The organism is Furfurilactobacillus milii, from assembly GCF_021654115.1.
GTDB classification, from domain to species: domain Bacteria; phylum Bacillota; class Bacilli; order Lactobacillales; family Lactobacillaceae; genus Furfurilactobacillus; species Furfurilactobacillus milii.
This window is the reverse complement of record NZ_JAIWJF010000009.1, coordinates 91,224-110,362: the sequence shown is the minus strand read 5'-3', so window position 1 is coordinate 110,362 and position 19,139 is coordinate 91,224. Positions and strand designations below refer to the sequence as shown.

Genomic DNA, 19,139 nt, shown 5'->3' with positions numbered 1-19,139 from the left:
ATGACAGATGAGCTCGATATAAGAACAGCAATTAAGGATACGTTGCCAACTGTGTTTGGTTATATTGGCATTGGCTTAGCGTTTGGCGTGGTGAGTCAGTCCGTGGGTTTGAGTGTGCTCATGGTGGTGTTGATGTCCGCCATTACATATGCTGGATCCGCCCAATTTATCATGGTGAGCATGCTGGTATCTCATAATCCGGTGGTGTCAATCATGGTCGCCGTTTTTTTGGTAAACGCGCGGATGATCTTAATGAGTACGGTAGTTGCACCTTATTTCAAAAAAGATAGCATGTGGCGCAATATTTTCATTGGCGCGTTATTGACCGATGAAAGTTTCGCGTTGAGCATGAATAAGGTGAATTATACAGAACACAAAATGTCATTTGAGTGGTTTAATACTGCTAATTTAATTGCTTACTTTACATGGATGATCGCGTCAGGTGTCGGCGCGCTGCTGGGGCAATTGGTTGCCCATCCAGAGCGACTCGGTCTAGATTTCGCATTAGTCGCCATGTTTATCGGGTTACTGTATTTGCAAGTTATCGCGGATCGTTCATTGGCTAAGTCACTGCAACTGATCGTGATTCTGGCTGAAGCAGTCATTATTTATTTGGGGCTTATTTTCATTCCAGGGAATCTGTTGCTTGTTGTGGGCACGCTGTTAGGCTGTGCGACGGGGGTGGTTATCAAACATGCTTTCTACTAGTTATGTACTTTTAACCATTGTCGGCTGTGGCATTGTGACCTTGTTATCACGAACGTTGCCCTTTGTGCTTTTAAAAAATCATAGTTTGCCGCCGTTAGTGGTCGAATTACTGAGTTTCGTGCCCATCACGATTATGACTGCGCTGTGGGTAACAAATTTGTTTACGCAACATCTGGGTCATTTGCCGAGTGTGAACTATGAAAACTTGTTTGCGTCGGTTCCCACTGTGATTACGGCTGTTATTACTAAAAGCCTGCTGTGGATTGTGCTCGTCGGAGTTGTGTCGTTAGCGATATTAAGAGCGGTTATGTAAACGGATTCAAAATGTTTGTGCAAAACATTAGGTGTTTGACCTAAAGCATGATATACTCATACAAAATTACTGACAAAGCGAGGGTGATTATTATGGAAACCTTGTTAGCAATTGGATTATTAGCTGTTACAACCGTTGGGTTAGTTGTTTGTGATGTGAAGCTTGCACGCCGCATGTCGAACACTGACACAACAGTTAAAGAAACAACCGAACTATAACCAATTATGATAAGTTTTAGAGCGTTCATTTCAAATTGGGATGAACGCTTTTCTTTGCCTAAAAAATGAATTTCGAAAAAGGAAGTGCCCGTGTGGAAGTGTGGCAGGTAATATGGTTAATTATTTTAGTGATTGTTGTGCTGGGCCTAGCCGCGGTGGCTACCACTCTTTGGCTAGTCAAACGTCGCTTAGTTCGTTGGCACCAAACGGCGGATAAGATGGCGACGCCGACTCAAATTGCCGGTGCACAACGCTTTTATGTACGGACGATTTATCGTCGCCAACACGTGATGTACCTTCGGCGGATAATGATTGGGCTGTTTGTGCTGGCCGGTTTCATGGCCTTGTGGGCCTTGTGTGAGCAGTTCAACCTGTATACGACGTTTCCAAACGGCCGGGCGGCAATGAACTGGTTTCTCAGTGACCACACGTCGACACGAAACGTGGCCTTAGTCTTGATGATCTTTAGTGTCTTAGGCGCATCATTACTGCGCTTTTTGCTGCTGAAACGAGTGGACGAAGTTCAAGTTGCAGAGGCAAATGAATCGGCTCATGATATTTACGCAATCCCTGCAGTCATGCGGCGCCAGTTGTTTGGTCTGCGGCGTTTGTTACTTATTGGATTGCTAATCATTTCACTCTGGCTGGGTCTAGGCGCCGTCACTAAGGCAATTCCGCGGGCAACTAGTCCGTTTGAAACGAGCCATTCAATCACCCAACCGATTGAAACAAATTCAGCGACTAGCGGGTCTAGCAGTGATGAGACAAGCTATGATGATTCAGGTGATAGTTCTTCATCACCGTCGTCAAGCTCAGCAGCTAGCGACGCTGCGGAGAGTTCAAATAGCAATGATGCTACGGATGATGACCTGCCAATGCCATCCACGCCAATTGCAGATGTGGTAAAGGCCAAACCTGCCGATAACGCGACGATGAAACAGTTATCGGAAGCAGATCAGGCTAGTCTAACATTCATGGCATATTGGGCCATGGAAGGTCAGGATCCGGCAACTTTATTTGCTACCAAGAATAGCACTGGTGGTGCAACGTTTTATTATCATTGGATCGCTAACAACGGTCATCCAATCATTATGTTTAACAGCTACAGTCCAGTGGCTAAAGCCATGGATGATATGTTTATTGCCAATATTGCAGGCAACGATGTCAGTTTTTATTCATTACATGACGAGACTGCGCAGACGAGCAAGCTGGCTAACATCATGGGTTTGACGATGAGCAACGGATACGCAACACCAAGTCAAGACCAATTGGATCAGCGTTCGTATGACTTGCGAAAAATGGCAACTGTTTACTATCAACAAGCGGGTTATCAGGCTGTTCATGACACCTTAAAGCCAGGCTATGCAATGACCATCAAATAGTAAAAGTTAGGTAACTATAACATAATTATCTTACTTAATTAAAAAACGCTCAGAAATGGGTAGGTTCGCTTGAACTTTTTTGGGCGTGTCCCCTATAATGGGTTTGTAGCGATAACTCAGGTCAACCTAGGAAAGGCAGGTGGGTTTTATGTCAGACGCAGATTATCATATATGTTCAACGAGTGATGACGGTCCCGCGTGTTCGCAATTCATAACTGGATATTTAACCCATGCTGTGAACTTTGCCGCACGTGAAATTTAGCATTTACTGAGGTGTTTTAGTCTAATGCAAGAATTTAACGGCACGGTTTACTGTCTCGTTGATCATAAAGAATATGATCTCGTAGACGGTGTTTTCCTAGGAGATTTGGATGGTCCGTTGAGGGCGTTGATTCGTCTCGACTTTCCAAAGGCGACAAACCAAGATTTTATCTGTAGTGAGCATTTGGTCCACTACCGTTTATTAAAGATGGATCAGATGATTGCGAAGGACTATCGCCAGAATCATAAGCTGAACCAAAAGCTTACACGGGTACTTCAAAAAGATACCTATCAGGTGGTTGATGTCCGTCAGCAATTGGAACACTCACTAACAGTTGGTCAGCGGGTTGCGGATGCTGTTGCCCACTTCGGGGGTAGCTGGCCTTTTATTATTTCCTTTGTTCTCATTATGTTATTGTGGATTACTGTTAATTCATTACACCTATTTGGTGCGCACTTCGATCCTTATCCGTTTATTCTTTTGAACTTGTTCTTGAGTATGGTTGCCGCAATTCAGGCACCACTCATTATGATGAGTCAAAACCGGTCAGCAGAGTATGACCGGATGGAATCGGCTAACGATTATCATGTTAACCAAAAGTCCGAAGAGGAAATTCGGGTATTGCACTCCAAGGTTGACCACATGATTCAACAGGATCAGCCGAACATGTTGCAGATTCAGAAGATTCAAACAGAGATGTTGGGTTCGATTGAATCGCAGGTTAATGAACTACGGCGGTTGCAAACTTACTTCGATGATCACATTAATGATCAAGAAGGTAAGCAACCGAAACAACAGAAATCGTCTCAACCGGCACGTCGGCAAATGGATTCGCCACAATCGGTTTCACATAATGAGCAGAGTCACAAACAATCAGATCACGGTTCACTTCATGTGGATAAATAACGTGATGATTGGGAAGACAAAACCACAATTGATTAATGCTTAAATCGGACCAAAAATTTATCAGGAGGCCACCCTCGTTGCGGGTGGCTTTTTGCTTTACATCGGCTTTTTTTAGCGACATTATGAAGGCCGAGAGAATTTTTATGGGGTGGTCACAATGGGGTACGTATATCTGGCTTTAGCCATTGTTGGTGAATTGATTGGCACAAATTTATTGAAGGCATCATCTGGATTTACATTAGTATGGCCCAGTTTAGGGGCTTTAATTGCCTATGGTACCTGCTTTTACTTTCTGGCGGTGTGCATGAAAACAGTGGATCTCAACATTGCCTACGCATTGTGGGCTGGCATCGGTGTGGTGTTGTCAACGTTAGTGGCCGTCTTGTTTTGGAAGGAACCAGTTAATTTGGCTAATGTGATTGGGATCGGTTTCATTCTAATTGGCGTCGTGATTTTGAACTTATTTGGTGCCAATGGCTGATTTCTTTGACACAATAGTGGACAAGACTGCGAGCAATTAGTTAAAGTTGGCTTTAACTAATGTAAATATTAACCTCTAGGAGGCATTGTTAATGGCGACAAAGACAGTTGCAACAGAAAAACGCTATCGAATCGGTGAATTTGCAGCTAAAACCGGGTTGTCGGGCCCAACGCTTCGTTATTATGAAAAGGAGGGTTTGGTCAAACCACATCGTTCGGACAACGGGTTGCGTTATTATACGGATGCAGATACGGACTGGATCAAGTTTCTGTTGCACTTGAAGGGTACGGGAATGACTATCGACCAGTTGAAACAGTATGTGGCTTGGCGTGCCGAAGGCGATGCAACGATCACCAAACGGTTGCAGTTATTGAAGAATGTACGGCGTGGTTTCCTTCAGGAGTTTGAGGAGTTGCAGCATAGCATGACAATCTTAAGCGACAAGATCGATTGGTATCAGGGAAAAGTAGACGGGCATATTAGTGATAACGAAGGTTTTGCCAATTACCTTGCCAGTTTGAATCACGAGGAATAAATGATAGCGGTGAATGCCGCTTGCGGTTGCCCCCCATTGATATGCTCACCGTGGGACCGGTTCGAGCATCCTGAGGTTCGGAGTCTTTCACCTCGCCGTAAAGCCTCGTGAAGAGCCGAGTCTTTTTGACCGTCCGGATTAACAATATCTTCACGGTTCGGTGCCAATGAGGACGCCCTCGAGCTAATATAGGTGGACTTTCATAATCAACGAAAAGACGATTAATCACAGTCATTTCTATAATGCTTGTTCCCAGCAATGTGTTCATTACGATTTTCTATAATTTTGATTTAGAGCGGCCTAGCAGGTTACGTACCTGTTAGACCGCTCTTTTTAGTTTTTATGGAATTTAGGTCTTTACTTAAAGTGTACTTTAAGTGTTTTAATGAATTCAATCACGTTAATCACTATGTTTTTAATCGAGGAGGAACTTAACATGGCTAAAAAACAAACAGCAGGTCGTAAACAGTTGGGTGATTTTGCCCCACAGTTTGCCGCTTTAAATGATGACGTTTTATTTGGTGAAGTTTGGTCCAAAGAAGACGCTTTGTCTGCTCATGACCGTTCCTTAATTACGATTGCTAGCATTATTTCGGCCGGCAATACAGAACAGTTGGAAGCTCATTTAAGAATTGGCAAACAAAACGGCATTACAAAAGACGAGATTGTTGCTGAAATTACCCACCTTGCATTTTACGCTGGGTGGCCTAAGGCATGGTCGGCATTTAACCGAGTTAAGGAAATTTGGTCAGATGAAGAGGAGACACATAAGTAATGGCAAACGAAAAATTTGAGATACAAAATGTTTTTGGCCAAGGTGATAAAAATGAAGTCTATGCGAAGTATTTTATCGGTCAAAGCTACTTAAAAAAATTGGTTAGTGCAGACGATAATGTCAATGTGAACGTTGGCAATGTGACGTTTGAACCGGGATGCCGCAACGATTGGCATATTCATCACAATGGTTATCAGATCTTGCTTGTTACTAGTGGTGAAGGTTGGTATCAGGAGGATGGTCAACCAGCACAACTACTGCATTCAGGCGATGTTGTTACCATTCACGATGGCGTTAAGCATTGGCACGGTGCGACGAAGGACAGCTGGTTTAGCCACGTCGCCATTACCACAGGGACGTCTGAGTGGCTGGAACCGGTCAATGATGCGGCGTACGATGCATTGTCAAAAGATTAATCGGCAGGATCAAATAAAAATATGAATGATAGTTAAAAATGAATGTTGTGCAGGTGATTATGCCTGTGCAATATTCATTTTTTGTGCCCAGACTTTTGAGCCTTGACCTCGTGTTTACGCTATGAAAAAAGATCTACAAAAATCAGTTTGCGCTCCCATTTTCCTCGTCCCACACCGCATTTTGACCATTTCCAGCCCTATTTAATTAAGTTAGCCAACTTGCCAAAGCAACCGAGCAGTTATGTTCGCTGATTTACATTAATTGGCTTATTTTTTAAGTCAATTAGTAGTTATAATTTTAGGCTACTGATCGATTTCAAACGGAGGAATGAAAGGAAGAATGTCAATATGACTAGTATGGCAAAGCGTTCTGCAACTGATGATGAATTACTCAATCCGGAGAACAGTGTGTTTGCGTTGGTTGATTTTCAGCCGACCCAAATCAATTCGGTTAATTCAATGGATCGCGCTCAGCTAATTCGTAATATTGTGGCGACACAATCGTTAATTAACAACTTCAAGATTCCAACGATCTTATCCACCGTCAACGTTCAAACGGGACGTAATCAGGATACAATTCCACAACTGAAGACATTGTTGCCAAATGTGCCCAGTTACGACCGAACATCTATTAATGCATGGGAAGATGCTGATTTTAACCGGGCAATTAAGGCGACGGGCAAACATCAGATTATCATCGCGGCACTGTGGACTGAAGCGTGTTTGACCTTTCCGGTATTGGATGCGTTAAAAGAAGGCTATGACGTATTTCCGGTTGTTGATGCGGTGGGCGGTACATCCACCGTGGCTCATGAAACGGCAATTGCACGAATGACTGCTAAGGGTGCTCAACCCGTGACAATTGCGCAATTGGCTTGTGAACTGCAACGTGACTGGAACCGCCCGGATACTGTTCCGGGATTTACGCAAAGCCTGTTTGATATTGGTGCATTTTTAAAATTAAGTTAACGATGATTCAGTTAGGGTGGCGGAAGGCCACTCATAGTAAGGAGAGCGACAAACATGGTAGATGTTCAGGATTCAGTCAATCGCTTAATGGCGACGGCAAACGATCATTTTACTTATATTCAAGCAGGCCACAATTTCATTCGGGCGTGGGCCATTCAATTTGAACTGGCTTATACCGACTTCAGAACGATTGACCTGGCACTGCAATTTGATGGAACGGACAGTGGCAAACTGAGGAAGGATTTTGTTAGCGCTTATCAAGCCGTTTATCAATTCGAATATCCGTTTGCTATCGGTGGTTTGGAACAATTCGACGAACAGTGCGAGAATCAAATGCCGGATTACGAAGTTGCGGTTAACCAGCTTGATGAGGTGCTAGAGAAAGTTCGGCAGGTCGATAATTCGGTTGCTTAGCTCATTTGTGAGTTTATTTTAGACAAAGTTGCAGGGCTCAACAGATTAAGTGTATTCTGACTTTGTAAGTAAAATCGCAAAGGAGTTTACACATTATGATGAGTGTTTTTGGCAGTCCTGCAACATATGTTCAGGGCAAAAATGTGTTATTTGATAGTGCTTCATACATTACCCGTTTGGGCCGTAAAGCATTGTTATTGGCCGGTTCGACGGCGTACAAGATTGCTGGTCAGAAATACGTTGACTACTTGAAAGATAATGACGTCAACGTGGAGTACGTGCCGTTTAACGGTGAGTCGTCAGTTGGCGAAATTGACCGGGTGACCGAAATTGGCAAAGAATTTGGTGCTGACCTAGTTATCGGTCTTGGCGGCGGAAAAGCATTGGACAGCGCTAAGGCGATTGCTGACAATCTCCGCGTTAAAGTTGCCATCTTACCAACGTTGGCCTCGACAGATGCGCCATGTTCACGACTCTCCGTGCTGTATACGGACGAGGGTACCTTTTCCGCTTACCGTTTTTACGCGCAGAATCCTGATTTAGTGCTCGTTGATACCAAGATTATCGCCAATGCACCGGTACGGATGCTGACATCTGGTATTGCTGATGCACTGGCAACTAATGTGGAAGCCCAAGCGGTGGCGCGTGGCGCTGGCAGCACAATGTTGGGTGCCAAACAAACGATGGTTGGTAACGCGATTGCGTCCAAGTGTGAGGAAACGTTGTTTGCTTATGGCACGCAGGCTGTTGCCTCAGTCGATAATCACACAGCATCAAAAGCTTTGGAAAAGATTGTCGAAGCCAATACACTGATGAGTGGCGTTGGTTTTGAAAGTGGCGGTCTGGCTGCTGCACATGCCATCCATAATGGTTTAACTGCCTTAAATGGTCCAATTCATGACTTAACTCATGGTGAAAAGGTTGCGTTTGGGACATTAACGCAACTCTATCTCGAAGGTGCAGACCAGGAACGGTTTGATAAATTTTTGAAGTTCGATCTCGAATTGGGTCTGCCAACCACGTTTGCTGATTTGAAGATTCCCGATGTCAGTGATGAAGAGTTGATGCAGGTTGGTCAGTTATCCACGGCACCAAACGACACTATGGTGCAGATGCCATTTACCGTTGAGGCATCTGATGTTGTCGAAGCGATGAAGGGTGTCGATGCATACAGTCGTTACTATCAAGCACATCACGTTAACAAATAAAGTTTTGTCCAAACGAAAAGACTCCGATAGAATTCTTCATTACGTTGAGGAATTCTTATCGGAGTCCTTTTTGCTGTCTTTTGACCGTAGCAGACAGAATCAGTTGAACTGTGCATTGTAAAGTTTGGCGTAAGGACCGTTTGCCGCAAGCAGCTCGGTATGCGTGCCTCGTTCCACCACCTGACCATGATCCATCACGATAATCTGGTTCGCATTATGGATGGTTGAAAGTCGGTGGGCGATGACGAGAGAAGTTCGCGACTGCATCAAGTTTTCAAGCGCATGCTGAATCGTCTTTTCAGATTCGTTATCCAAACTGGCTGTGGCTTCGTCTAAAATGACGAGTTGGGCATTTTTCAACAAAGCGCGGGCAATTGACAAGCGCTGCTTTTGACCACCAGACAGTTTGACGCCGCGTTCGCCAATTTGCGTATCCAGCCCCTGTGGGAGACCGTGAACGAAGTCTGCAATGTCGGCCATTTCAATTACTTGCCAAATTTCATCATCGGTGGCGTTGCTACGGCCGTAGCGGACGTTATCGCGGATGCTGCCATCTAGCATGTAGATGTCTTGGGAAACGATGGCAATATTTTCGCGCAGTGACTGTAATTGGATTTGGCTAATGGGACGGCCATCGAACAAAATGTCACCGGCATCAAGATTGTATAAATGGTCAATCAGTTTTGTCAGGGTAGTTTTACCTGAACCGGAGTGACCGACAAGTGCCGTTGTTTTGCCAAACGGAATGTTGAAGCTGACATGACTGACGGCTGCCGGAATCTCACCGGTAATTGGTTGATCTGACTCCGGATAGGTAAATGAAACATCTTTCAGTTGCACGCCTGTAGTCATTGCTGGAAACGGCACTGCGTTTGGCTGATCGACAATAATTGGTCGCAACGCCATGATGTCCATCACACGCCCATAAGAAACTAACGATTGCTGTAGTTGATTCAGAATTTGAGTGAAGGCGCGAATCGGTCCTTGAAGCATGCCAATGTAAGCCAAGTAAGCGACAAGTTGCCCCACAGTTAGCTGATGGTGAATAACAAAGTAAGCACCAAATGCGAGGATGATGGCCGTACCAAGATAATTCACAAAATCAATGAGTGGTGAAAAGAGGGCTTGGTTTTGCGTCGCTCGAATCATGTCTTGTTTGTTTTGGTTAGCAAACGTGCCAAACCGCCGTTCCTCAAATTCTTCATTGGTGTAGCTTTTGATGAGGTCGATTTGTGTTAACGTATTCTGCATTTGATTCGACATCTGTGCTTGCGAAGCACGAGCAGCTCGAAACGCGTTATGGATGCGATTGCGAAAAATACGGTAGATCAAAAACATAAAGGGAAAGGTTATCGTGATGGCAATCGCCATTTGCCAATTGAGGATAAAAATATAAATCCAGACGAAAATAAAGGTGATAATGCTGCCAATCATCGACAGCATGTTTGCTGAAATTAAGCTTTGTAGGTTGTTAATATCGCTAGTCAAACGCACCATCAAATCCCCGGTTTTACTAGATTCAAAAAATTGGGTGTCTAGCTGGAGGGTGGACTGATAAAGTTCGGTGCGTAAGTTTGTGATTGCGCCTTGGCTCATGACGCCCATGTAATACGTTGATACATACGACAACACCCCAAGAACAATTGCTGTTGCCAATAAGCCGAGAACCACTTCGGTTAGGAGGCCAATGTCGTGTTTGGGGATGACGTGATCAATGATGTATTGCGTGTATTGGGGGATGACGAATTCCAATAATGAAATGACTGTCAGCGCGACGATGTTTAGGATTAACAGCCATTTTCGGTTGAGGACTTGGCCGAAGACGAACCTGAACATGTTGCTGAGTGTGACTTTTTCCGTTGACTGTGCCATGTGGACACCTCCAGTATGATCATCAACTAAAGGCTGTTGGTGTGCAAACGTTATGTGTGATGGATATGGCGCTTGCGGTTGTCAACATTGACACGCTCGCCGTGGGACCGGTTCGAACCTCCTGAAAGCCGGAGTTTCTCGCCTCGCCGTAAAGCCTCGTGAGGAGCCGAGTCTTTGCGCCCGTCCGTGGTGTAAATTCGAATAGTTCTCTCGAATTAACACCACTTTCACGGTTCGGTATCAATGTTGACGCCCTCCAGCTCATGTAGCTGTTCTTTGCTTCATCAGCTGGTTCTGTAAGCTACCAGTAAACAGCTAAATGTTACATGAGTGCAGCCGAACAGAGACAAAGTTCGGTGTCGACAACACTTAATGGGCATGGGGGTTGGCCATTTAGTGTTGTGGGACGATTTCTGAGACGGTCTGTGGCTCAGAATCGAGGTGGAAAACCGCGGTTTTTGCGGGTTGAGACCAGTCCTCACAGAACGTCGTCTCTGTTCGGCGTAGCGGCATAAAATGTTGTGCTAGTGCAGCCTTTAGTTATGAATAAACTAATCGTAATCAGCTGAAACTGCCAACAAATTGCTCCATCCATTTATGATAATTAACAAACGTAACGAGCAACGTCCCAAAGGCGTCAATTTAAGGCCTTAAAGAAGCGTTTTTGCGTTTTGTTGCTGATATAACCAAGGTGTTCATAAAATTGATGGGCATCGATTCGCTTAGTATTTGAATTTAAACGAATGCCGGCATACCCATTCTGTTTGCCTAGTTGTTCAAGATGCTGCATGAGCTGTTGACCGATGCCTTGATGTTGAGCTTCGGGTGACACAGCTAGGCCAAGGATGTTTAGTAATGGTGCGAAATAAAGTGTTTGGTAAGCGGTGGCATGTACGTAGCCGACAACGTGCTGGTGGTCTTCAGCGACCAACAAAATGTCGTGCTGTTTGAGAACGCGTTTTAAGGCCTGTACGGTGGTTGCCTCATCAGTTGAATAACCTAAGGCACGTGAATTAAGTGACATTAAGGCGATAACATCTTCTAAATTTGCTGAACGAATATCCATAGTGAAAGACTCCTTGTAAAAACCGATTTTTTGAAGCCTTTAATATAGGCGTTTCAGTGCGGATCGACTAAGGAGCATGATAATCTTTAGCATTTTGTAACTATTTATAGGTGTATTAGCTTGAACTTTTATTTGAATGGCATTACAATATCACCATGATATCAAATTAATATTGAATCGATATTGAAAGGGGCGAAACGATGGCGGATAAACCGAAGGAAAAACGGTTCTTGCTACGACTCGATGAAGATTTGTATGACCGTTTGGCTGCAGCGGCTGATCGTGAAAATCGGAGTGTAAATGCCCACATTGTGACCATCCTTGCAGCCAGTGCAAAACAGACCACGTTTGAACATCGTCAAATTATTGGCCAAGCAATTGCGGGGAAACAGTTGAATCAAAAGAATGGATTAGTAGAGTTGTCGGGGATTTACTATCGCTTTTTGATTGAGAACAACGATCCAGTGGATGCCAAGGCAAGCTACACCGTATTGGAAAGTAATGGCAATATTCTAACGTTGAAAAAAATCACGTAGGTTGCCAGTTTTTTCAGGATTACAGCTTTAGATGTTGAAAACAAAGAGATGTCGAAACTAGGACAACGCTGACTAAACTCAGCACATTGAAGGGGGAAATTATTATGCTTGGATTTAAAATTGTACCTCAAAATAATCAGGGATTAGTTGAAACGTTGGGACGTTACGGTCATAGCGTAGAGTCAGGACTACATTTTTATCTGCCATTTTTCCAAAAGATTCGCAACGTCAGTTTGGCGATGGAACCGTTAGCACTGCCTAACTACTCCATTATCACGAAGGATAATGCGGACGTGTCGGCCAGTCTGACGCTTAACTTCCATGTCACTGACGCAGTTAAATACCAATATGAAAACACGGATTCTGTAGAATCAATGGCACAACTCGTGCGTGGTCATTTGCGGGACATTATTGGCCGCATGGATTTGAATGAGGCGCTGGGTTCCACTGCTAAAATCAACCAGGAATTGACGTTAGCTATTGGTGATTTAACGAACACTTACGGCATTAATGTCGATCGGATCAACATTGACGAACTGACACCATCTAAGGCCATTCAGGCCGCGATGGACAAACAGCTGACTGCTGACCGTGAAAAAGTGGCCGCCATTGCTCAGGCTGAAGGGGAAGCCCGCTCGATTCAATTGACGAATAAGGCTAAAAACGATGCATTAATGGCCACTGCTTCTGCAGAGGCCACCGCCACACGGACTCGCGCCGATGCTGAACGTTACCGGATTGACACTGTCCAAGCTGGGTTAGCAAACGCAGATGACAAGTACTTCCAGAACCAGTCAATCAACGCCTTTTCACAGCTAGCTAATTCCAATGCGAACACGATTGTGGTGCCAAACGACGGGGCCGATCAGTTCGGCAAATTGCCGATTGTGGGCAAACTGTTAGAAAAAGGCGCAAACAATTAGCTTGAACTGTACAAGTACGGTCCAATCAATGAGGTTACGTTGGTTAAAAATGGCACTAATTCATAAATAAAAGTCTGATTATTCAATAATCAAAATATGTTAATTTGAATGAAAAAGTTAGGTTTCAAAAACAAATTTAATTGCCTGCTAGCCGCTTACTAATGCGGTTAGACGGGCATTTTTAGATTGTCGGCTTTTGCATGAAAACGGAATTAGTGCTAGCGTTATACACATGAAAGCAATGAAAACACAACGCGAAATCATGACTGCCGGCGAAAATTACAATCAGTTTGATTCTGAACTGATTGCCCGCCGAGTGGAAATCCGTCAGCAATTGCAGACGTTAAATGCAGAACCGGACAATGACAAACGTAACCACGGTTTTCAGGATTTGTTGGCAGACAGTGGCCCGCACTTCTTTGTGGAAAGCAACTTCCGTTTTGACTACGGCTGGAACATTCACATTGGGGATCATTTTTACGCCAATTATGACAATACCTTTTTGGATACGTGTCCCATTACCATTGGGAGTCATTGTTATTTTGGCCCAGACGTTGGGCTTTACACGCCAATCCATCCGTTAACGCCTGAAGAGCGGAATGCGGATGTCGAACTTGGTGCCCCGATTACTATTGGCGATAGTGCTTGGTTTGGCGGTCACGTGACCGTGTTGCCAGGTGTTACGCTGGGGAACAATGTGGTCGTTGGTGCCGGATCAGTTGTCACGAAGAGTTTCGGTGACAATGTTGTCATTGCTGGGAATCCAGCAAGAATTATCAAACGTGTGCCTGAGGCTAAATCTTCAGTTGAAGCGGCAGAATTAAACACACAAAAAGTTTAGAGTGATCAATCCTGGCAGGTGACTGTGAGGACTGACGTTCATTTGTATATTCGGCGTTAGCCAATTTTTAACGCTGTGCAGGTGGTTCACTTCGGTGTCGGTGCACAGCGTTTTTGTGTGGAAAAGAATTTTAGATTTGTAAAAATAGGCGAGTGTTGTGGTGGGAAACTGCCACACAGCCATATCGCGCTCGCAGGTGCTTAAAGTGCCTGCTCACGCTCACCCAAAACTTAGGAGGATTATTATTTTAAAGCGTCAGAATGTCGATCGAGCTGTCTTTGTACCAACCATGATTCTGTTTGGAATCGTGTCCCTGGTGTTAATCATTGGTGGCTCAGCCGTTCAGCAAACGATGAACGCGGTCTTGTCATTTCTCACGACGAAAACAGAATGGTTGTACGTCTTGATTTACGTCATTAACTTCATTTTCTTCATGGCGTTAGTGATGTCTAAATACGGGCGCATCAAGTTGGGTAAGCCTGGTGTTAAGGCTGACTACAACGGCTTCCAGTGGGGGAGCATGGTGTTTGCAACAGGGATTGACGCCAGCATTTTAATGTTGAGTGCTACCGACCCGTTACAATACCTGCAACACCCAGCCTTTGGTGCCAAGCCATTCTCATCTGCAGCTTACGTTTATGCAAATGTTGTTGGTGAATTTAACTGGGGTCCAATGGCCTGGATGATTTTCGCCACTGCTACCATTGCGATTGCCTACACGATGCACGTTAAGGGCAAGCATGTTCAACGTTTGAGTGCGGCGATTCCGTTGTTACAGGGACCTGGCCGGACACGTCACGTCTTGCGTCAACTGATCGACTTTCTGGTTGTCTTTGGGATTATGGGTGGGATTGGCTCATCCATTGGGATGGAAATTCCTGTCATTGCCAAAGTTCTGAGCACCATCACCGGTGTGCCAGATAACATTTATTTGAAATTGGCCTTATTCGTTGTTTTGTTTATTTTATTCGCACTGACTGTTTACGCCGGTTTAAATAAAGGAATTAAGAAACTATCAGCATGGCACATTTACCTTGCGATTGGATTCTTAATTATCGTTTTGCTGGTCGGTCCTACCATGAAACTGATTGGCGGCGAGGGGCAAACGTTGGCCCTGATGGTGCAACACTTTACCGCAATGTCGTTTAACAAAGCTAATCCTGGTGTCAACAGTTTTGCGCAACACCAAACCATGTTCTACTGGGGCTGGTGGTTGTCTTACATGCCTGTCATGGGTTTGTTTATCGCCCGTATTTCTCGCGGTAAAACGATCCGTCAGGTGATTGTCGGCATGTTAACGTACGGTGTCGGTGGTTGTTTAAGCTTCTACGCGGTCTTAGGTGGCTACGCATTATGGTTACAACAAACTGGCACGGTTAACCTAGTTCACATCTTGAACACACAGGGTCAGGCATCAGTATTGGCAGCGTTGATTCAAACGTTACCGATGAAGATGGTTATGTTAGTGATGTTCTGTCTATCATGTTTCGTCTTTTTGGCAACGACCATTTCTTCTTCGGCCTTTATCGTATCTTCGTTCACCAGCCTGAAACTTTCAGGTACTGAACAACCAACGCGTTGGAACCGGATGGCCTGGGTAATTATCTTCATTGTTTTCTCACTGGGAATTGTGCTAGTGGGTGGCTTTGAAACCGTGCAAGCTATTTGTACGATTGCGGGATTCCCGTTGATCTTTGTGGCATTATTATTGCTGCATTCCATTTATCAGTCCGTCATGACGGATCCTTCTGTTCAACGTGCAAACTTGGTCGCACCGGCCAACGAGCGGCGTGAATGGATGCGTCAACGTTTATCTGAACAATAATATTGATATTTTCTTAGTCACTTACCTACATTGCTGTTGGTGAGTGATTTTTTATTTAGGAGCAATGTTTCCGCCTACGGTTGTCCGCTTTTGAACCCTCCTGTGGGACCGGTTCAAGCCCGAAGTTCGCGGTCTTTCACCTCGTCACCGAGCCTCGTGAACCCGTCGAGTCTCAGTGACCGTCCTCGGTTGTAAATTCGGATAGACCACCGAATTAACAACCTTTTCACAGTCGGGTTCAACGCGGACGCCCTTCAGCTCACATCCTTATTAGCTGTTTCGAAAAAGTTTTTGCAAACATCTTGTAGACACAAATCCTTTAAAAGAAGAACAACCGGTTAGTTGAGTTGACGAACAGTAAAGGTTTAAGAAAGTGTTCCACTATTGGTGACATCAACCACTTGTTTCCGTTTGAAAACGCTGGGCTGTGATAAGCTGGGCGCACTTGGAGGGAGCAGGATGTATAAAGAAGATTTACTGAACAAACGTGACCGGTTAGCATACCGCATTATTTTGGACGTGTATCTGGAGAATGGGGAGAGTACGCTAGCAGGAATCAGTCAGCGGCTCCAGACGCCATTGTCCAGTGTTAAACGTTATTTGACCGGCTTAGTGCATGATCTGTCACCGTGGACAAGCAGCAAAAAAGTTCGTTTTGAGGTCAACGGCACTAAAGTGATTTTCCAGTTGTTAGGAACGGTCACAATTGATGACTTACTTGTCAAACAGCAATTGCAGACGGCCGATAACGTGGTATTACTTAAATTTTTATATCAACACGGACTGCGTTTCCGAGCGCCTCAATTGATGAACGTTATGCACGTGAGCGAAGCGTCACTATATCGCAAGTTAAAAGCGCTTAACGGGTTGCTAGCGCCATTTGATCTGAGGGTGATAAACGGACAGCTGGTTGGCGACTTAACTCAGTTGCAATTCTTCTATTTTAATTTTTGGCGAACAATTGGCGAACGCCTGCCTGCCAGCGATGATTTCGATTTGATGAAGGGCTGGCTCTATAATGAAGGTTTTCGTTTAGATGACCATATGGTTGATCGGCTTCAAGACTGGTTAGCCATTGTGCAACATAGTGTGAATAATCAGTGGTCATATCGCCGTGAAGCGCCACTAAATAGTCAACGATTTATGCGGCACACACCAATTTTTGAGTGTTTGCAAAAAGAATCTGAATGGCCGGCAGCAAAGCGTCAGGCGATGTTGCTGTTCATCTTGTTACACAGTGAGTTTATGTTTACAGATCAGATGTGGCAGTCTTTGCTGTCGACCAAAGAAACATCGATCATTAGGTTAGTGAAATTGGTGACTGCCTGTAAGCAGGCATTAAGTGAAGCGTGGTTGGGCGCACCGTTACCAGAGATGCTCACAGGACAACGACTTGCCGGCATTTTCATTGTGCCAATGGTGACTGTCGGCGACGTGCAAATCTTCGATGATGTCAGCTTCCATTATTTCACGAAAACTTTTTTCCGAAGTACTGATTGGCGAGCGTTTGACCGCGTTCAGTATCAACTGACACACACGGAAAGCGCTTGGATCAATCAATTTGTTCGCCGTCACTGGCTGTATATTGAGCGCCGTTTGTGGCCTTACTTAGTGGTTCAATCACGGCGAGTACCCCTGCATGTTGGGCTGGCGTTAGGCTTTTCAACAACGGTGACACAGTTTGCCAAACGGGCGTTAATGGATGTTTTGACGCAAACGTTAGCGGTGACCATCAGTGATTATCAGGCTGGGCTGTCATTTGATCTTGTTGTTATGAATGAACGAACCGCTGCGACGGTTTCAAGCTTAACTGACATGCCAGTTGAGAAGATTACAGAGTTGGGGACGGAACGGGATTATCGGCGAATCGCGCACGGTTAAAGGAATTATTAGAAAAACACGATTGATCAATAGCGGCATCGTTGGCTCAAACGTTTGCTCAATTAGTGAACGACGCTATGTATGGTGACAACTGTTTGAAAGGCTATTTTTCCCGATATAACAGTGTTTATTGACATTAAATTATGGATGAAAGGCAGACCTTTGTGGCTTGCTTTTTTTGATTGAAATACTGACCGAAAGGGGCCTGATGATTGCTGGGCAAACTTGTTTTTTCACTCATTAATGGTCGTCTCAAGAACCAAAAATGAGCGCGAAAAAGAATGTCTTTCCGATAAAATAAGCAACGTGAATAACGTTAGCCGATGTTTCGCGTTAGGGGGAGAGGATGACATGACCAGTAACAAACAGCGGCTGGTGAGAGCGTTAGTGACTTTTATAGCCGGTTTAGCCTTATTGTCCAATCCAGGCTTAGCGGCACCGGTTGCTGATTCTCAATCAAGTGATCAACAGGCTAGCAGTCAGCAAATGCAAGTGTCGCAATCTGAAATGGAGTCACGTTTGCCAGTCAATGTGGCAAGCCAAGCGTCCAGCGATGATTCAGAAGCGAGCAGTTCTGCCATTAATGGCAGCAGCATGTCGATGGCTAATCAAGATCGATCAGCAGTCATGGACAAAAATGCGGCGACAAGTCGTGCCGCAGTGAGCCCCGGTCTGCCAATTTCGTTTAACATGAAGCCGGTGTCCCACAACCCAATCACGTTTAACGGCAATGATGTCACGGTACCAATGCTCCTGGATATTCCCAGAACCGGGACGGTTAACTTTTACGTGATGTTCTGGTGGGGAATCAATCAGTGGGTAGGTCGACAAACGTTCACCAAGACAGGTGCACAACAGCCGGTTAATTTTGTTATTCCCGCAAACGTCATTCCGCGTGATAACTCGATTCATACCGTGTCTTTATTTGCGACGGATGAATCTGGTCATCAAACGGGGTTAATTAATTTAATTCTGTTATCAAACGTTTCTGGCGAGCAGAATGGCGCGCTGAAAGTGGTGGCGCCTGGCAATATCAATTTTAATCAGGGCCAGGATAAATTGACCGTCGACGAAGCTTGGGGCCATCAATTACCAGCAGCGATTGAGGGACCACAAGGAATTGGTCAAAACGGCGTTGGCGACAATCGGTTGGCGGTGTTGGACACTTATTCCAAAAAGCAAAACTGGACCTTGACGGCGACAGCAGTACAGCCACTCACTGGAGCAGATCATGAGCCACTCACCAATGCATTATTCTATGCGCGTAATGGCAAGCATCAGCCCATTGAAGGCACCTCAGCACTGGTGGCAACGAGTAATGATTACACTAGTGAAACCGTCAATGATGCCAATAATGTGGCCCGTGGTCGGCAAACAAACATTTCGGGACACTGGAATCGTAACAATGGCCTTTTTCTAGAAGTGCCGTATGGTATTGGCGGTGGCGAGACGTACAGTACCACCATTACATGGACGTTGACAGCTGGCGTGCCAAATCAATAAGCCCCCATTTTAGCCTAGGCACACTCGCGCATTCGTGTGGGTGTGTCTTTTATGTTGAACGGACGGGTGTTGAGCCGATGTGAGTTGATTGAGTTAAGGAAGTGA

General features: G+C 44.9%; 20 protein-coding genes. 18 read left to right on the top strand and 2 right to left on the bottom strand.

Features of this window, described 5'->3' with window-relative positions:
- The 12 genes from LDK34_RS11065 (at position 1) to LDK34_RS11015 (ending at position 8,587) form a co-directional block, all read left to right on the top strand.
- Positions 1 to 708, top strand: coding sequence for an AzlC family ABC transporter permease (locus LDK34_RS11065; RefSeq protein WP_178942047.1), 708 nt, complete (start codon positions 1 to 3; stop codon positions 706 to 708).
- Positions 695 to 1,021, top strand: coding sequence for an AzlD domain-containing protein (locus LDK34_RS11060; protein ID WP_236941839.1), 327 nt, complete (start codon positions 695 to 697; stop codon positions 1,019 to 1,021). Before LDK34_RS11065 ends, LDK34_RS11060 begins: the two co-directional genes overlap by 14 nt.
- A gap of 92 nt (positions 1,022 to 1,113) precedes the next feature.
- Complete coding sequence (locus LDK34_RS12620; RefSeq protein WP_263863213.1) at positions 1,114 to 1,239, top strand: hypothetical protein; 126 nt, start codon at positions 1,114 to 1,116, stop codon at positions 1,237 to 1,239.
- Positions 1,240 to 1,331: 92 nt separating this feature from the next.
- Positions 1,332 to 2,621 carry a hypothetical protein gene (locus LDK34_RS11055; RefSeq protein ID WP_178942048.1) on the top strand — a complete coding sequence of 430 codons (1,290 nt, stop codon included), beginning with the start codon at positions 1,332 to 1,334 and terminating at the stop codon, positions 2,619 to 2,621.
- Between the two features lie 286 nt (positions 2,622 to 2,907).
- Positions 2,908 to 3,789 carry a DUF1003 domain-containing protein gene (locus tag LDK34_RS11050; RefSeq protein WP_178942049.1) on the top strand — a complete coding sequence of 294 codons (882 nt, stop codon included), beginning with the start codon at positions 2,908 to 2,910 and terminating at the stop codon, positions 3,787 to 3,789.
- Positions 3,790 to 3,946: 157 nt separating this feature from the next.
- Complete coding sequence (locus LDK34_RS11045) at positions 3,947 to 4,270, top strand: DMT family transporter (RefSeq protein WP_178942050.1); 324 nt, start codon at positions 3,947 to 3,949, stop codon at positions 4,268 to 4,270.
- A gap of 91 nt (positions 4,271 to 4,361) precedes the next feature.
- Positions 4,362 to 4,805 carry a MerR family transcriptional regulator gene (locus LDK34_RS11040; protein ID WP_178942051.1) on the top strand — a complete coding sequence of 148 codons (444 nt, stop codon included), beginning with the start codon at positions 4,362 to 4,364 and terminating at the stop codon, positions 4,803 to 4,805.
- Between the two features lie 436 nt (positions 4,806 to 5,241).
- Positions 5,242 to 5,580, top strand: coding sequence for a carboxymuconolactone decarboxylase family protein (locus LDK34_RS11035; RefSeq protein WP_178942052.1), 339 nt, complete (start codon positions 5,242 to 5,244; stop codon positions 5,578 to 5,580).
- On the top strand, positions 5,580 to 5,996 hold the full coding sequence (locus LDK34_RS11030) for a cupin domain-containing protein (protein ID WP_178942053.1): 417 nt from the start codon (positions 5,580 to 5,582) through the stop codon (positions 5,994 to 5,996). The genes LDK34_RS11035 and LDK34_RS11030 overlap by 1 nt, the downstream gene beginning before the upstream one ends.
- A gap of 348 nt (positions 5,997 to 6,344) precedes the next feature.
- Positions 6,345 to 6,965, top strand: a complete 621-nt coding sequence (locus LDK34_RS11025; protein ID WP_178942054.1) for a hydrolase — start codon at positions 6,345 to 6,347, stop codon at positions 6,963 to 6,965.
- 54 nt (positions 6,966 to 7,019) lie between these two features.
- Positions 7,020 to 7,379 carry a hypothetical protein gene (locus LDK34_RS11020; RefSeq protein WP_178942055.1) on the top strand — a complete coding sequence of 120 codons (360 nt, stop codon included), beginning with the start codon at positions 7,020 to 7,022 and terminating at the stop codon, positions 7,377 to 7,379.
- Between the two features lie 95 nt (positions 7,380 to 7,474).
- Positions 7,475 to 8,587 (top strand): glycerol dehydrogenase, encoded by a 1,113-nt coding sequence (locus tag LDK34_RS11015; protein WP_178942056.1) that lies wholly within the window; start codon positions 7,475 to 7,477, stop codon positions 8,585 to 8,587.
- Positions 8,588 to 8,686: 99 nt separating this feature from the next.
- On the opposite strand, the gene LDK34_RS11010 is transcribed toward LDK34_RS11015, so the two are convergent.
- Together LDK34_RS11010 and LDK34_RS11005 are read right to left on the bottom strand one after the other, a co-directional pair.
- Positions 8,687 to 10,459 carry an ABC transporter ATP-binding protein gene (locus LDK34_RS11010; protein WP_236941838.1) on the bottom strand — a complete coding sequence of 591 codons (1,773 nt, stop codon included), beginning with the start codon at positions 10,457 to 10,459 and terminating at the stop codon, positions 8,687 to 8,689.
- A gap of 637 nt (positions 10,460 to 11,096) precedes the next feature.
- Positions 11,097 to 11,525 (bottom strand): GNAT family N-acetyltransferase, encoded by a 429-nt coding sequence (locus LDK34_RS11005; protein ID WP_178942058.1) that lies wholly within the window; start codon positions 11,523 to 11,525, stop codon positions 11,097 to 11,099.
- Between the two features lie 200 nt (positions 11,526 to 11,725).
- On the opposite strand from LDK34_RS11005, the gene LDK34_RS11000 reads away from it, so the two are divergent.
- The 6 genes from LDK34_RS11000 to LDK34_RS10975 all read left to right on the top strand — a co-directional run bounded on the left by LDK34_RS11000 (position 11,726) and on the right by LDK34_RS10975 (position 19,034).
- Positions 11,726 to 12,061, top strand: coding sequence for a type II toxin-antitoxin system antitoxin (locus LDK34_RS11000; protein WP_017260562.1), 336 nt, complete (start codon positions 11,726 to 11,728; stop codon positions 12,059 to 12,061).
- A gap of 104 nt (positions 12,062 to 12,165) precedes the next feature.
- A complete protein-coding gene (locus LDK34_RS10995; RefSeq protein ID WP_178913771.1) occupies positions 12,166 to 12,984 on the top strand; it encodes an SPFH domain-containing protein in 819 nt (272 codons plus the stop codon).
- A gap of 241 nt (positions 12,985 to 13,225) precedes the next feature.
- Positions 13,226 to 13,825 (top strand): sugar O-acetyltransferase, encoded by a 600-nt coding sequence (locus LDK34_RS10990; RefSeq protein WP_178943433.1) that lies wholly within the window; start codon positions 13,226 to 13,228, stop codon positions 13,823 to 13,825.
- A 289-nt stretch (positions 13,826 to 14,114) separates the two neighbouring features.
- On the top strand, positions 14,115 to 15,650 hold the full coding sequence (locus tag LDK34_RS10985) for a BCCT family transporter (RefSeq protein ID WP_236941848.1): 1,536 nt from the start codon (positions 14,115 to 14,117) through the stop codon (positions 15,648 to 15,650).
- Between the two features lie 459 nt (positions 15,651 to 16,109).
- The gene (locus LDK34_RS10980; protein WP_178942059.1) at positions 16,110 to 17,531 is read left to right on the top strand and encodes a helix-turn-helix domain-containing protein; all 1,422 of its coding nucleotides are present in this window, start codon (positions 16,110 to 16,112) and stop codon (positions 17,529 to 17,531) included.
- Positions 17,532 to 17,882: 351 nt separating this feature from the next.
- Complete coding sequence (locus LDK34_RS10975) at positions 17,883 to 19,034, top strand: WxL domain-containing protein (RefSeq protein ID WP_178942060.1); 1,152 nt, start codon at positions 17,883 to 17,885, stop codon at positions 19,032 to 19,034.
- Positions 19,035 to 19,139: the final 105 nt, after the last annotated feature.

Excerpts from the sequence above, each read along its gene's own strand:
- LDK34_RS11065 (WP_178942047.1), top strand. The coding sequence starts at position 1 with ATGACAGATGAGCTCGATATAAGAACAGCAATTAAGGATACGTTGCCA.
- LDK34_RS11060 (WP_236941839.1), top strand. The coding sequence starts at position 695 with ATGCTTTCTACTAGTTATGTACTTTTAACCATTGTCGGCTGTGGCATT.
- LDK34_RS12620 (WP_263863213.1), top strand. The coding sequence starts at position 1,114 with ATGGAAACCTTGTTAGCAATTGGATTATTAGCTGTTACAACCGTTGGG.
- LDK34_RS11050 (WP_178942049.1), top strand. The coding sequence starts at position 2,908 with ATGCAAGAATTTAACGGCACGGTTTACTGTCTCGTTGATCATAAAGAA.
- LDK34_RS11045 (WP_178942050.1), top strand. The coding sequence starts at position 3,947 with ATGGGGTACGTATATCTGGCTTTAGCCATTGTTGGTGAATTGATTGGC.
- LDK34_RS11040 (WP_178942051.1), top strand. The coding sequence starts at position 4,362 with ATGGCGACAAAGACAGTTGCAACAGAAAAACGCTATCGAATCGGTGAA.
- LDK34_RS11035 (WP_178942052.1), top strand. The coding sequence starts at position 5,242 with ATGGCTAAAAAACAAACAGCAGGTCGTAAACAGTTGGGTGATTTTGCC.
- LDK34_RS11030 (WP_178942053.1), top strand. The coding sequence starts at position 5,580 with ATGGCAAACGAAAAATTTGAGATACAAAATGTTTTTGGCCAAGGTGAT.
- LDK34_RS11025 (WP_178942054.1), top strand. The coding sequence starts at position 6,345 with ATGACTAGTATGGCAAAGCGTTCTGCAACTGATGATGAATTACTCAAT.
- LDK34_RS11020 (WP_178942055.1), top strand. The coding sequence starts at position 7,020 with ATGGTAGATGTTCAGGATTCAGTCAATCGCTTAATGGCGACGGCAAAC.
- LDK34_RS11015 (WP_178942056.1), top strand. The coding sequence starts at position 7,475 with ATGATGAGTGTTTTTGGCAGTCCTGCAACATATGTTCAGGGCAAAAAT.
- LDK34_RS11010 (WP_236941838.1), bottom strand. The coding sequence starts at position 10,459 with ATGGCACAGTCAACGGAAAAAGTCACACTCAGCAACATGTTCAGGTTC.
- LDK34_RS11005 (WP_178942058.1), bottom strand. The coding sequence starts at position 11,525 with ATGGATATTCGTTCAGCAAATTTAGAAGATGTTATCGCCTTAATGTCA.
- LDK34_RS11000 (WP_017260562.1), top strand. The coding sequence starts at position 11,726 with ATGGCGGATAAACCGAAGGAAAAACGGTTCTTGCTACGACTCGATGAA.
- LDK34_RS10995 (WP_178913771.1), top strand. The coding sequence starts at position 12,166 with ATGCTTGGATTTAAAATTGTACCTCAAAATAATCAGGGATTAGTTGAA.
- LDK34_RS10990 (WP_178943433.1), top strand. The coding sequence starts at position 13,226 with ATGAAAACACAACGCGAAATCATGACTGCCGGCGAAAATTACAATCAG.
- LDK34_RS10985 (WP_236941848.1), top strand. The coding sequence starts at position 14,115 with ATGATTCTGTTTGGAATCGTGTCCCTGGTGTTAATCATTGGTGGCTCA.
- LDK34_RS10980 (WP_178942059.1), top strand. The coding sequence starts at position 16,110 with ATGTATAAAGAAGATTTACTGAACAAACGTGACCGGTTAGCATACCGC.
- LDK34_RS10975 (WP_178942060.1), top strand. The coding sequence starts at position 17,883 with ATGACCAGTAACAAACAGCGGCTGGTGAGAGCGTTAGTGACTTTTATA.